Source organism: Paucibacter hankyongi, assembly GCF_037482915.1.
GTDB classification, from domain to species: domain Bacteria; phylum Pseudomonadota; class Gammaproteobacteria; order Burkholderiales; family Burkholderiaceae_C; genus Paucibacter_A; species Paucibacter_A hankyongi.
In genome coordinates, this window is sequence record NZ_JBBHJX010000016.1 from 58,387 (window position 1) to 71,437 (window position 13,051).

Consider the following 13,051-nt stretch of genomic DNA (forward strand, 5'->3'; position numbering starts at 1 on the left):
GAATGCGTGCTGCGGTCGGCTTCTGTATGGTGACCGAACAGTGTAGGAGTTTGAATTCTCGGAGAAGCGGTGTCGCTCGTGCAGCAATTCACGCCGCGCCGCTGCGCAGGCAGTTGCCGCCCGAATGCTGGGCCGCGGCCAGGCCATTTTCGGCCCGCTCGACCCAACGAAGCAGTTCATCGATCGGGCCGCGCCAGGCGCTCAGCCCCATGCTGAGGGTGCCGCCGTGCTGTGTCGCCCAGGCGGCCCGCACCCGCTCGCAAACCTTGCGTGCCGAGGCCAGATCCACATTGGGCAAGGCCAGCAGCAAGCCATCACCCCGCTCGAGTTGCGCCAGCAAGTCGTCCGGTCGGCATTGCAGGCGCAGCAGTTCGCCCAGACGGGCCAGCGACTGCGTGCTGCTTGAGCCACCGGCCGGCGCATCCATGCTCAGGGCCACCAGGCACAGGCCGCTGCCGATTCGATCCGGCCTTTGCAGCAATTCGGTCAGCTGCGGCAGCAAGCGCTCGCGGGGCAGCACTTCGGGCGCCAGTGCCTGCATGCTGAAACGATGGAACAACTGGTGGTGCCGCAAGGCCTGGGCGAAGTCACCGGCCTGCTCAAAGGCGGCGCTGAGTTGCTCGTGCAGTGTTGCCAATTGCGTCAGCTGAGCCGCTCCACGATGGGCCATAGCCTCCATTTGGGCAATGGCTTGCAGCAGGGGCTCGGTGCCCGATTGGGGGCTTGGCATGGCGGGCGTAGGCATGGGCTGAGAAGCGAAGAATCGGTAAGACCCGTATTCAAAGCCGAGGCAAGGCCAGATCGTTGTCCGCCGCCCCAGGGAAGAAATAGTTAAGCAGCAAGAATAACGAGTTTATCGGCCGCTGAGTGGCGGGCCTCAAGCCCTGGGCGGTACTGGCGGCGACAGAGGCTGCGGGTGGGACAGTGACTCTGGCAGCGGGAGCGCTAGGGGTAGAGGCAGCATCAGGCTGACCGACAAACCGCCGCCGTCTCGGTTGGCCAGCGTGATCCGCCCGCCATGGGCTTCGGCGATCTCGCGCGCCAAGGCCAGGCCCAGGCCGGTGCCTCCGCCTTCGTTGCTGCGCTTGGTGGAATAAAAGGGCAACAAGGCCTGCGCCAACACTGTCTCACTCATGCCCGGCCCGCGGTCCAACACACTCAGCACCCACTCCGTCTCTTGTTGGCGCAGGCACAGGCCGACCTCCTCGGCCGGGCCGCCCGCCTCATGGGCGTTTTTGATCAAATTGATCAGTGCCTGCTCGATCTGGCCGGCGTCAAAAAAGCCCGGCCGGTCGGGCAAGTCGCCCTGCAACTTGAAGGGGCTGTGGCTAGCCAGATCGGCCAAAAACTGCGGCCAGGCGACAGTGCTGGCTTGCGGCTGCGGCAGCTTGGCAAAGGTGGCGTACCCGGACAGAAAACTGTGCAGATGTTTGGCGCGTCCCCCAATGCTCTGGAACACGCCCTCCAGCCGCTCGATCTGGCCGCGCCGCGCCAGCTCCGCGCCGCTGTGCGCCAGCGACGAGATCGGCGCCAGCGAGTTGTTCAGCTCGTGGCTGATGACGCGAATGACGCGCTTCCAGCTCGCCACCTCCTGGCGCGACAGCTCGCGTGTCATGCGCCGCAGCAGCAGCAGGCGGTGTGGCTGACCTTGCAGGAGCAACTGGCGCTGCGAGATGTGGAAATGCTCGTCTTCGCCGGACTCGCTGACCGAGACCAGTTGATCCCGGCCATTCTGAAGCGCGTCGCGCAGGGCGGCCGGGGCCTGGGCCAGCAGCTGGTTCAGGTCGCTGTCATTGAGGCTGCGGCCTTCGGCCAGCAATTGGCGCGCCGCCAGATTGGCGTAGGCGACCCGCCCCTCGGGGCCACACAAAAGCATGGCCACCGGTGTGCTTTGGACCACGCTGTCGAGCAGCAACTCCCGTTGGGCCAGGTGTTGGCGCTGTTCGCGCAGCGCCAGGCCGAGTTGGTTGTGCAGGCGCAGCAACTCGCCCAACTCGCCATAACGGTGAGATCCCTCTGCGGCTAGCGACATGCTGAAGTCCCCGTCGCGATAGCTCAGCACCGAGCCTTGCAGGGCTCGCAGCAGCTTTTTCAGCGGAGCCATCATCAGCCCAGCCAGCCACAGGACGGAGGGCAATAACAGCATTAGGCTCAGCCCCAAGCCGGCTGCGCTCCAGGGTTCGGGGACCCAGTCGCCCAGGCCGAGCCAACTCAGCAGCTGCGGCAGCGGCCAGATGCCAACGGCGGCATGCGCCAGCCAGCCGGCCAGTGCCGCCAGCAGCAGCAGGCAACTCAGGCGCAGCTGAAGACTGGGGCCGCGCATCTCAGAGTGCCGGGTCGAGGCCGTAGCGTTCGATGCGCCGATACAGCGCCTGGCGCGACAGGCCAAGGTCCTGGGCGGCGCGGCTGACCACGCCGCCGGCGGCGGCCAGTGCGGTCACCACGGCCTCTCGGCTCGGCTCATCCAAGTTGCGGCTTGCCGGGGCGGCGCTAGGGGCCGCGGCCTCCAGGCCCAAATGGCCGGGGTGGATGGTGCCATGGCCGGCCAGCAGGCCGGCGCGCGCCATGACGTTCTTCAGCTCGCGCACATTGCCGGACCAGCCGTGGTTCATCAGCGCGCTGCGGGCGGCTTCGTCGAGCCGAGCCGATGGCCCGCCGGTGCCGTTGGCAGCCAGGAAATGCTCGGCCAGTGGCAAGATATCGTCGCGGCGCTGGGCCAAGGGCGCCAGGCGCAGCTCGAACACATTTAGGCGGTAGTACAGGTCTTCGCGAAAGCTGCCGGCCGCCACCATCGCCTTCAGATCGGCGTTGGTGGCGCTGATGATGCGGACCTGGGCCTCGCGGGTGCGGCTGGAGCCGAGTCGCTCGAAGCGGCCGGTTTCCAGCACACGCAGCAGTTTGACCTGGCCGGCCAGTGGCAGGGTGCCGATCTCATCGAGAAACAAGGTGCCGCCATCGGCCGCCTCGAAGCGGCCCTCGCGTGCTTTGTGGGCGCCGGTGAAGGCGCCGCTGTCCGCGCCGAAGAGCTCGGCTTCGATCAAGTCGGCCGGCAGCGCCCCGCAATTGAGCGCCACAAACGGGCCCTTGCGGCGCGCCGAATTGGCATGCACCAGCGCCGCCACCCGCTCCTTGCCGCAGCCATTCGGGCCGCTGACCAAGACCGGCAACTCCGTGCGCGCGACCTGCGCCGCTAACTCCAAGGTTGAGAGCATCGCTTCGGAGGCAAACACCAAGCCGTCCAACTCGAAGCGCTGCTGCAAGGCTGCACGGCGGTCACGGCGTTCCTGATGGTTGCGTCGTAACTCGCCCGAGGTTTCCGACAATTCCAGCAGATTGCCAATCGTGATGATCAGCTTGCTGTCATCCCAGGGCTTGGCCAGGTAGTCGGCCGCGCCCGCCTTGACCAACTCCACCGCCGCTTCCAGCCGCGTCCATGCGGTCAACAGGATCACCGGCAGGTCGGGATACTTGGCCCGAATGGCGCGGAACAAGGCCACGCCCTCGGCACCCGAGGTGGTGTCGGCCGTGAAGTTCATGTCCTGTATCACCAGGTCGACCTTGCCGCCGGCCAGCATGGTCATACCCGCCTCGGGGCTGGCCGCATACAGGGGCTCGATATCGTGCAGCGACAGCAGCAGCGAAAGGGCCTCGCCGACGCCGGGGTTGTCGTCAATGATCAGAACAGTACGCATGGGGCCGCAGCATAGCAATCAAGCACCGCGCAAGGCGGCCACCGGTGGCAGGGCCGCGGCCCGACGTGCCGGCACCAGCACCGCCAATTGACCCAGACCCCAGAGGATCAACGCGCCTATAGGTAGAAAGGCCAGCGGCAGCGGCGGTAGGGCGTAGTGCTTCATCAGCGCCAGGCTGATGCCATAGGCCGCGCCCATGCCGAGCAAGATGCCGACGCTGGAGAGAATGAAATTCTCGGTCTGGAAGTAGCGCAAGATCTGACCCTGGGTGGCGCCCAGTGCGCGGCGCGTGCCAATCATGCGGGTGCGTTGTTGGACCCAGAAACTGGCTAGGCCGACGATGCCAAAGGCCGTCACCACCAGCAGCGCCAAGCAGACGGCGGCCAATAAATTGATCATGCTGCGGTCTTGGCGGTAGTAGCGGTCACGGTAGTCTTCCAGGCGTTTGCTCTCCGACTTGATCCGGTTGGGCCCGCTCTTGTCCAGCGCCTCGGCCGCCGCCTTCAACACCTCGTCGCGCCGCTCAGGCTCGGTGCGTAGCAGATAGGTGCCGCTGCGAAAACTCGAACGCACCGGGAACACCATGTTGTAGCTCAGCGCCTCCTCTTTGCCGCCCGGTTGGGCCGACACCAGGGTGTCGATCACACCAACGACGCGGATGGGCTTTTCGCCAATGCCGTAGATGACTTGGCCGAGCGAATCGCCCTTGGGGAACATGCGCTTGGCCATCGCCCGGTTGAGGATGACGGCAGGAATGCTGGGGTCATCGGACTTGTCGACATCGGATTGGTTTTGGTACTCGCCGGATTCAAAATCACGTCCGGCGATCAGGCGCAGCCCGGTGGTTTTCAGCCAGCCTTCGCTGGCCGCATACAGCGATGCATCGACCCCGCTGCCATCTGAATTCGGCTGCAGACGCATGGTGCTCATCTGCATATTGTCGCCAAAGGGAAACTGGTTCAGCAGCGTGGCTTCCTTGACGCCGGGCAGGGCCCGCAGCGCCAACAGATCGGCGCGGGTCAGCGCGTCCTCGTTCTGGATCGGACCGATGCCGCCCATTCGGATGGCGACGATTTCCGAGTCTGCCAGGCCGGAGGGCTCATTGATTTTCTCGACCCTTTGCATGATCAAGAACAAGGCGTTGCAGACGATGGCGCAGGTCAAGGCGATCTGCAGCACGATCAAAAATGATGCCGTTTTGTGGCGCTTCAGCGTGGCGAGGATGGGCAGGATGTCCATATTTTTACTTCCGTCTTTACTGAGACTTCAATTGCAGGGCCGGCGTCACTTGGCAAGCACGCCAAGCGGGCAGGATGCCGGCAATCAGGCTGGCGGCCAGGGCCAGGCCCAGGGTGGTGGCCAGCATCACCGCGTCCATCTGGATCAGGGCAGCGTAGTCACTGGCGCCATTGCGCACCGCCAGCACGCCCAGCCAGGTCAGGCCCAGGCCTAAGAGGCCGCCCAGCAGCCCGAGACTGCCGGCCTCGACCAGGAACTGCGCAAAGATCTGCCGGCGCGGTGCGCCCAGGGCGCGGCGTACGCCGATTTCGCCCGAGCGGCGCAGCGCCTTGGCCAGTTGCAGGCCGACGGTATTGGTCAAGCACACGGCCAGGAAGCCAAAGGCCAGCCAAAGTTGCAGGCCCAGATCCTCGGGCACCACTTGGCTGTGCTTGAGCCAGGCCATCACATCGCGCATGCGCACATTGCTGGGGCGCTCGAAGCGGCCGCTGGCGCGCTGCTGGTCCGAGTATTGGTTCAGATAGGCGAGGTAGTTCCTGGCCTTCTCCGGGCTGTCAACTTGGACCCAGTATTGAATCCAGGAGCAAGGCGCGTTGAGTGCGCGGGCATTGCCACCGGAAGGACTGGCCCAGCAAGAGAAATTGCCGGAGATGCCAAACTTGAGCGCCATCGCCGTGCTGAAGGGGAAGTAGATGTCGTCGATCTTGGAGAAAGGCCCGTTGGTCAGGTCGTAGTAGCGCGGCACCACGCGCCATTCATTCATCACACCGACGATGGTGACGTCTTTGTCGCGCACCCGCAGGGTTTTGCCGCGGCTGTCGGCGCCGCCGAACAAGCGCTCGTTCAAGGCCTTGGAAATCACCGCCACGCGCGCCTCGGCCGCATCATCGGCCGCCGTCCAGCCCTGGCCGTAGAGGAAGGGCACCTCAAACATGGAGAAGAAGTCGGCCGAGGTATTGCGGGACCTGGCGATGAAGGGCTGCTGCCCGGCCTGTGGCGGGGTGATCGCCATATTGCCGCCGGACATCATCACCTGCTTGTCGGCGCGGGCCTCGCGCAGCAAGGTTTCTGCATCGAAGCGGGTCAGTTGCAGATTCGGCTCCTCGCCAGGCTTGTAGCCGTTCATCGGACTGGCATCCAATTGAATATTGAAGAGCTGGCTGCTCTTGCCCGGAATCGGGTTGCCCGACAGCACATGAAACACCGTCAGCGTTGTCATGCAGGCGGCCACGCCCATGGCGATGGTCAAGAGCATCAGCGCGGTTAGTCCGCGGGATGACTTGAAGCTGCGCAGCGCCAAGTCGAAGTAATAGCTCAACATCATCATGATTGACCTCCTTGGTCTTGCTTCGCAGCCGGTGTTGCGTCGCTGTTCGTGTCGCTGCGCAGCCATTGGTTGGCCGCCGCCAGTTCGGATTCATCCAAGGCGCCCGCGGCCTGGCTCAAGAGCAGCTTGGCCAGCACATGGTGATGGCGCGCTTGCTCATAGGCGTTTTGCGCCGAGGCCTGGGTCTGGATGGCCAGCAGCAGATCGGTCATGCTGCGCGTGCCCAGGGCCTGACCAGCGCGGGTGGAGGCCAGCGCTTGGTCGGCGGCGGCGACGGCCGAGCGGCTGCTTTCCATCAGCGCCAAGGTGGACAGCACGGCTTGGTACTGCGCCTGCGTCTCGCGGATCAGGGCGCGGCGTGTCGCCTCTTGCTCACCCTGGGCGGCGTCGCGCCGGTAGCCGGCCTGGCGAACCTGCGAGGCGGTGGCACCGCCGGCGAACAGCGGAATATTCAGCTGCACGCCAACGCTGTGGAGGGTGCGGCCGTTCATGCCGTCCGCGATCCCGGAGCCGCTGCGCCGGTCGCTATCAAGACCCAGCTTCAGGGTCGGCAGGTGGCCGGCGCGGGCCGCTTCGATGCGGCGCTCACTGGCGGCCAGATCGAAGCTGCTGGCCTTCAGGGCGGGGTTGCTGAGGAGTGCGCGCTCGACCCAGGTCTGCGGTTCTTGCGGTTGCGGCGGCAGCGCCGGCAACTCGCGCGCCAGCGTCGCCAGCGCGCCGGGCTCGTGGCCGATGATCTGAGCCAGCGCCTGCTGCGCGTCGGCGAAGCTTTGCTGGGCCTGGATCACATTGCCGCGCACCAGTTGGTGAAAGCTGCGCGCCTGGTCCACGTCCACCTGGGCCGACAGGCCCGCTTCGAAGCGTGCTTGCGCTTGCTTGACCTGCTCGGCAAAGGCGCGCTCATTGGCCTGCGTGGTGAGCACGCCCGCCTGGGCCAGTAGCACACCGAAATAGGCGTTAGCGACCCGGGCGCACAGGTCCTGCTCGGCGGCGCGCAGGCGTTCGTCGTAGGCCGACAGGCGGGTGTTTTCGGCCTCCAGCGTGCGCCATTGCGAGACGTCAATCAGGCTTTGGCTGATCCGGCTGCCGAGCAGGCTGCTCTGCGTGTGGCCGGCCAGGCCCGAGGTTTCGGCGCGGTTCTGTTCGACCTGCAGGCTCCATTGCGGCAGCAAGGCGGCGCGGGCCTGGCCGGCGCTCTCTTGCTGGATGCCGCGCTGTGCCGCGGCCGCGGCCAGCAACGGATCGGCGGCGCGCGCCTGGGCATAGATGCTGAGCAGGTCGCTGCCGGCCGCCTGGGCGCCGCAGCCCAGGCCAGCCAGCAGTAAAACCAGCAAGCGTTTTGCGTTCTTCATCGAGACCGGCTTTCTCAGTCGACCTGGGCGTGCTCGCCCTTGTTGAACAGGGCGGGGTCCATGCGCAACTCGGCGGCGATGTCGACCACCTGGCCGTCGATCACATGCACATTGCGCTGCGCGCGCGCGGCCAGTTGCGGGTCGTGGGTGACCATCACGATGGTGGCGCCTTCGCGGTGCAGCTCTTCCAGCAACTCCATCACGCTGCGGGCCATCTGGCTGTCGAGGTTACCGGTCGGCTCGTCGGCCAGCAGCAGCTTGGGCTCGCCGGCCAAGGCGCGGGCAATCGCCACACGCTGTTGTTGGCCGCCTGACAACTCGGCCGGGTAATGTTTGGCGCGGGCCGACAGGCCAACGCGAGCCAAGGCGTCGGAGGCGCGCTTCTTGCGCTCGGCCGAGCCCATGCCGCGATAGCGCAGCGGCACCTCGATATTGTCCAGAACGTTCAAATCCGGGATCAGATTGAAGGCCTGGAAGACAAAGCCGATCTTCTGATTGCGAATCTTCGAGCGGGCATCGTCGCTCATGCGGCTGACGTCGACGCCGTCCAACTCATAGCTGCCGCTGCTGAAGGCTTCCAGCAGACCCGCGATGGTCAAAAAGGTGGTCTTGCCCGAGCCCGAGGGGCCGGTGACGGCGACAAATTCGCCTTGCTTGACCTCCAGATTGAAGTCGCGCAAGGCATAGGTCTCGACCATCTCGGTGCGGTAGACCTTGGCCAGGGATTTCATCTTCAGCATGGTGTGTGGCTCCTGTGAATGTGTAGGGGTCAGCAGCCGCTTAGCGGCTGATGGTGACGCGGGGGGCGTCTTTGAAGTTGTCTGCGCCCGAGATGACGACCTGCTCGCCGGCTTTCAGGCCTTCCAGCACCTCGACCTTGGCCAGGCTTTGCACGCCCAGACGGATGGCGCGTTTCTCGGCCTGGTCGCCCTGCAGCACATAGGCGAAATGGCCGCCGCCTTCCTCGACGAAGCTGCCGCGCGACAGCGTCAGCACTTTGTCGCGATGCTCCAGCAGCATGCGCACCGAGAGTCGCTGGTTCTGGCGCAGTTGCTCGGGCTGCTTGCCCTCGAAGCGCAGTCGGGCGGCGACTTCGCCGTTGACCACCTCGGGCGAAACCGAGCTGAGCAGGCCCTTCCAGCGCTGATCGCTGCCGCCGCTGATTTCGCCGCCCATATTCGGCTGCAGTTCGCGGGCCAGGCTCTCGGCCACCTGGATTTGCACCTCCAAGGCGGAGAGGTCAATCACCGACAGCAGCTTGGCATCCTTGGCCACGCTGGCGCGGTCGATCACAAACAACTGGCCGACCTGACCGTCCACCGGCGAGCGCAGATTCAGCTCTTCCAGTTGGCGCTCCACATCCTTGACCACCAGGGCCTGGCGCTCAAAGGCCTGGCGCTTGGCCTGCAACTCGAACTTGACGGCATCGTCCTTCAAGCCCAGCAGCTCGCGCGCTTGCTTCAAGGCCACTTGCGCCTTGGCCAAGGTGTCGCGGGCTTGGTCGACCTGGGCGGCGGCGGTGGCGCCAGCCTTGAAGGCCTGGCTTTGGCGGGCCAATTCGTTCTCGGCCGCCTTGTGGCTGATGCTGGCGGTGTCCAACTGGCTTTGGTCTTGGGCGCGTTGCTGGCGTGAATCGGCCTGGGCGCGCAGCCACTCGCTTTGCAGTGCGTCGGCATTGGCGCGTTCCTGCGCCAGCCGGGCCGTCAGTTCCGGGCTGGCGATCTTGAGCAAGACCTGACCCCGCTTGACCTGGTCGCCGGCCTGCACGCTCAAGGCGACCGTGCCGGGGCTGCCGGCGTAGAGCGTCGGGCTGTTGGCGGCCACGACGCGACCCTCGGCGGCGATGTCGCGCGTCAGCGGACCCACTTCAACGGTGGCCAGCGACAGCCGGTTCAGGCTGACCGAGCTGCCGCCGCTCAGCTGTCCCAATACTTTTGGCGCGCCATAGGCCAAGAGGGCGAGCGCGGCGAGGGCCAAGCCGCTGAGGGCCAGGCGGCGCTTGCGGCCCGAGTTGGGGGGCAGAATTTGGTCTTGTGCCGAGGTGTCTCGAATCATGGTGGCTCTGGCTGGTCCGTGGCTTGAGTTGGGGCCGCTGAAGGCGGTGTCTACCCTATCTATCGCAAGCCGCGTGCCAGCCCCGGCGTTGGCGCGGTGCCCTTGTAAATCAATGGCTTGGCGTTGTCGCAGGGCGGCTCCGAGTGTCCGCGGACACTCCTCGGACAGGGGCGGACAAACAGGGCGGACAAGTTGCCCGGACAATGGCTGCTCAACTTCGAAGCATGCGTATGAATGCCAATCCGGCCATTAAAGTTCAAATCCGCAAAGCCTTGCCCGAGGAGCGCATGCCCTTGTCCAGAATGCTGGAGCTTTACCAGCATGATTTGTCCGATATCTGGGACCAGGATTTAGACGCCCATGGCGAATATGGCTATGAGCTGGATGCCTATTGGCGCGACCCAGCTTGGCATCCCTTCGTGGCCCTCGTCCATGGCCGTTATGCCGGCTTTGCGCTGGTCAATTCCGCGCTTAAGGTCGGCCAGCCGCACGGGGCAGCCCATTGGATGGCGCAGTTCTTTGTGTTGAAGAAGTACCGCCGTCTCGGCCTGGGTGTGCGGTTCGCGACCAGCGTATTTTCGGCACTGCCTGGTGACTGGGAGGTCGGGCAGATGGCCGATAACTTGGCGGCGCAGCAGTTTTGGCGGCGCGTAATTGCCGATTATTCGGGCGGGGCTTTCACCGAGCATAGCTTGACCGAAGGCTGGTGGCAGGGCGTGGTGCAAGTCTTCAAGGCTTCGCCAGCAGATCAAACTCGATAAGCAATTCGTCTTGCACCGCCAGCAGGCCGCCGGCTACGGAGAACGGGGTCAAGCCGAAGTCGCTCTGGCGCAGCACCAAGGCGCCGCGTGCTTGCAAGCGCTGCGCCTGCGGCTCTGCGTGCAGGGCCAGCCATTGTTGGCGCCTTTGCCCATGCAGCTCGATCTCCAGCAGCACCGACAGCTTCGGTGCGGCGCCGCGGATTTCGAGCGAGCGTAGCCGTACCAAGGGATAGGCCTCGGCTTGCAGGCCGGCCGGGCCGAGCATATTGGCGCGGGTGGCGGCGATGGCCTCGGCCGATAGCTGCGAGGCCCAGCCCGGGCCGAGCGCGGCGCGCGCCGCTGGCGCGTCCAGTTCCAACTCATCGAGCCTGAAGCTCAGCTCGAAGGCGGCCCCTTCGAGTGAGCCACTGGCATCGGGCGGCGCCAACACCAGGCCATGCAGCTTGGGCACGCTCAGCACATGGTTGTGGCCCAGGCGCGCTGCCCGTCCGGCGCGAAACACATGGATACGAACGCTGGATGCGGCCGCATCAACCGTCAGCGGGGGCTGCCCGAGGCTCAGGGCCTGTGCGCGCAAGCCGGCCAGCTCGGGCGGCCAGGCGTCGGCCTGTTTGAGGCCAACCGGGTCGACCAGGCTTTGCCTGACTGTCTGTTCTTGCGGCGCCGCGCAGGCGGCCAGCAGGCTCAGCAGCAGGGCTGCCAGGGCCAGCCGCGTGGGGCGGTTCGGTGCGCGCAAACGGGACGTCAGCATCGGTGTCGGGAAATGAGCCACAGAATATGTCCCGATTTTGACAGTCGACCCCTGCCGTGCTGAACTAGCATCATGGGTATTCAATAAAAGCTTAGATTTGGAGACCGCCATGGCCGCCAGCCCCTTTCGTTCCGCGCTTGACCTGATGGTGCAGTACGCCAGCTACCACCGCGATCGGCGCAATATCGCCACTCATTTCGTTGGCATTCCCCTGATCGTGTTTGCGATCGGCGTGCTGCTGGCGCGCGCCGAGCTCGGCGTTGGCGGGGTGTCGCTGACGGCGGCATGGCTGCTTTGGGGGCTTAGCACGGTTTGGTACCTGACCCGTGGCAATCTGGTCTTGGGTTTGGCCGTTAGCGTGGTCAATGGCCTGTTGATGGCCTTGGCCGAGCCCTTGGCTGCCGGCAGCCAAGGCAGCTGGTTGTCCTGGGGCATCGGCTCTTTTGTGCTCGGCTGGATCATCCAGTTCGTCGGCCACTATTACGAGGGCAAGAAGCCGGCCTTTGTCGATGATCTGGTCGGCCTCTTGGTCGGCCCCATGTTTGTCGTCGGCGAGGCCTTGTTCTCGCTCGGTTGGGGGCGCGATTTGCTCGGCGAAATCGAACGCCGCGCCGGCCCCACCCATCTGCGCGATCTGGCTCACCCGGTCGCATGAGGGCGGCGGCCGCCGCCTCTCAAAATACAAAAGCTGACGCGTCACGCCCGCTGACCATTTTGGTGATGGGGGCCGGCTCGGTCGGCTGCTATCTGGGCGGCGTGCTGGCTGCGGCCGGTGCCACGCTGCACTTTGTGGGCCGGCCCCGCGTGCTGGACGGTTTGCGTGAGCAAGGCCTGCGAGTCAGCGATCTCGAGGGGCGAATTCAGCATCTGCCGGCTGCCACGCTGCACCTGCACGCCACGCCGCCGGCCGGGCTGGTGCCCGACATCACGCTCTTGTGTGTGAAAAGCGGCGCCACCGCTGAGGCGGCCGCTTTGCTGCAGCAGGTGCTGCCCGCCGGCAGCCTGGTGCTGTCGATGCAAAACGGCATGAATAACGCCGAGCGCGGGCGGCAGGCCGCGCCGGGGCTGGATTGGCGTGCCGGCATGGTGCCTTTCAATGTGGCCGAGCTCGGGCCGGGCCAGTTCCACCGTGGCACCGTCGGCGGACTGGCCGTGCAGGGGCAAGCCGATGAGCTGCCGCTGTTGGCGCTGCGCCGCGCCCTGGCGGGGCAGGGGCTTGAATTGCAGCTGCGGCCCGATTTGCGGGCGCTGCAATGGGGCAAGCTGCTGCTGAATCTGAACAACCCGGTCAATGCATTGTCGGGCCTGCCCTTGCGCGCCCAGCTCTTGCAGCGCGGCTACCGGCGCTGTTTCGCGGCCCTGCAGGGCGAGGCCTTGGACTTGCTGGAGGCCGCTGGTTTTGCGGTCGAGAAGATGACGCCCTTGCCGCCGCGTTTGCTGCTTCACTTGCTGCGCCTGCCCACGCCCTTGTTTCGCTTGCTGGCCGCGCGCATGTTGAAGATCGACGCCAAGGCCCGTTCCAGCATGGCCGATGACCTGGCGCTGGGGCGTTCGACCGAGATTGACGCGCTGTGTGGCGAGGTGGTTCGGTTGGCGGCCGGCATGGGCCGTTCGGCCCCCTTGAACGCGCGCATGCAGGCTTTGCTGCAGGCTTGGCCGCAGCGCCAAAGACCCTATGGTCCGCAGGAATTGTGGACCGCGCTAACACAGCTCTGAGGCCTGGCGCGGCGCCGGCCGGGTGAATATTTTTGCGTGCGTTCGCGGCTCGGCTCCTCTTTCAAGAGTGCGGCCAAACCGGGGCTTGGCCGATAGTGGCTGCTCACAATCAGGGTATCTCAGCATGCGCGGCAGGGGCCTGGGCTGAGGTCGGTCTG

At 65.6% G+C, this 13,051-nt stretch carries 12 protein-coding genes; 3 read left to right on the top strand and 9 right to left on the bottom strand.

Annotated features, from left to right (window positions below):
• Positions 1-88: 88 nt before the first annotated feature.
• The 8 genes from WG899_RS18780 to WG899_RS18815 all read right to left on the bottom strand — a co-directional run bounded on the left by WG899_RS18780 (position 89) and on the right by WG899_RS18815 (position 9,665).
• Positions 89-730 (bottom strand): nucleotidyl cyclase domain-containing protein, encoded by a 642-nt coding sequence (locus WG899_RS18780; protein ID WP_339597186.1) that lies wholly within the window; start codon positions 728-730, stop codon positions 89-91.
• 147 nt (positions 731-877) lie between these two features.
• A complete protein-coding gene (locus tag WG899_RS18785; protein WP_339597187.1) occupies positions 878-2,323 on the bottom strand; it encodes a sensor histidine kinase in 1,446 nt (481 codons plus the stop codon).
• Between the two features lies 1 nt (position 2,324).
• Positions 2,325-3,692, bottom strand: coding sequence for a sigma-54-dependent transcriptional regulator (locus WG899_RS18790; protein ID WP_339597188.1), 1,368 nt, complete (start codon positions 3,690-3,692; stop codon positions 2,325-2,327).
• Positions 3,693-3,710: 18 nt separating this feature from the next.
• Positions 3,711-4,931 carry an ABC transporter permease gene (locus WG899_RS18795; RefSeq protein WP_339597189.1) on the bottom strand — a complete coding sequence of 407 codons (1,221 nt, stop codon included), beginning with the start codon at positions 4,929-4,931 and terminating at the stop codon, positions 3,711-3,713.
• A 16-nt stretch (positions 4,932-4,947) separates the two neighbouring features.
• Complete coding sequence (locus tag WG899_RS18800) at positions 4,948-6,258, bottom strand: ABC transporter permease (RefSeq protein WP_339597190.1); 1,311 nt, start codon at positions 6,256-6,258, stop codon at positions 4,948-4,950.
• Positions 6,255-7,610 carry a TolC family outer membrane protein gene (locus WG899_RS18805; RefSeq protein ID WP_339597191.1) on the bottom strand — a complete coding sequence of 452 codons (1,356 nt, stop codon included), beginning with the start codon at positions 7,608-7,610 and terminating at the stop codon, positions 6,255-6,257. Before WG899_RS18805 ends, WG899_RS18800 begins: the two co-directional genes overlap by 4 nt.
• Positions 7,611-7,624: 14 nt before the next feature.
• The gene (locus WG899_RS18810; protein WP_339597192.1) at positions 7,625-8,350 is read right to left on the bottom strand and encodes an ABC transporter ATP-binding protein; all 726 of its coding nucleotides are present in this window, start codon (positions 8,348-8,350) and stop codon (positions 7,625-7,627) included.
• 40 nt (positions 8,351-8,390) lie between these two features.
• Positions 8,391-9,665 carry an efflux RND transporter periplasmic adaptor subunit gene (locus WG899_RS18815; RefSeq protein ID WP_339597193.1) on the bottom strand — a complete coding sequence of 425 codons (1,275 nt, stop codon included), beginning with the start codon at positions 9,663-9,665 and terminating at the stop codon, positions 8,391-8,393.
• A 224-nt stretch (positions 9,666-9,889) separates the two neighbouring features.
• Here WG899_RS18815 and WG899_RS18820 point away from each other — a divergent pair, with 224 nt between their 5' ends.
• Positions 9,890-10,426 carry a GNAT family N-acetyltransferase gene (locus tag WG899_RS18820; RefSeq protein WP_339597194.1) on the top strand — a complete coding sequence of 179 codons (537 nt, stop codon included), beginning with the start codon at positions 9,890-9,892 and terminating at the stop codon, positions 10,424-10,426.
• On the opposite strand, the gene WG899_RS18825 is transcribed toward WG899_RS18820, so the two are convergent.
• Positions 10,395-11,177, bottom strand: a complete 783-nt coding sequence (locus WG899_RS18825) for a hypothetical protein (RefSeq protein ID WP_339597195.1) — start codon at positions 11,175-11,177, stop codon at positions 10,395-10,397. The genes WG899_RS18820 and WG899_RS18825 overlap by 32 nt on opposite strands.
• Before the next feature lie 109 nt (positions 11,178-11,286).
• On the opposite strand from WG899_RS18825, the gene WG899_RS18830 reads away from it, so the two are divergent.
• Together WG899_RS18830 and WG899_RS18835 are read left to right on the top strand one after the other, a co-directional pair.
• The gene (locus WG899_RS18830) at positions 11,287-11,832 is read left to right on the top strand and encodes an Mpo1 family 2-hydroxy fatty acid dioxygenase (RefSeq protein WP_339597196.1); all 546 of its coding nucleotides are present in this window, start codon (positions 11,287-11,289) and stop codon (positions 11,830-11,832) included.
• A 65-nt stretch (positions 11,833-11,897) separates the two neighbouring features.
• Positions 11,898-12,893 (top strand): 2-dehydropantoate 2-reductase, encoded by a 996-nt coding sequence (locus WG899_RS18835; RefSeq protein ID WP_339597197.1) that lies wholly within the window; start codon positions 11,898-11,900, stop codon positions 12,891-12,893.
• The last annotated feature ends 158 nt before the right edge of the window (positions 12,894-13,051 follow it).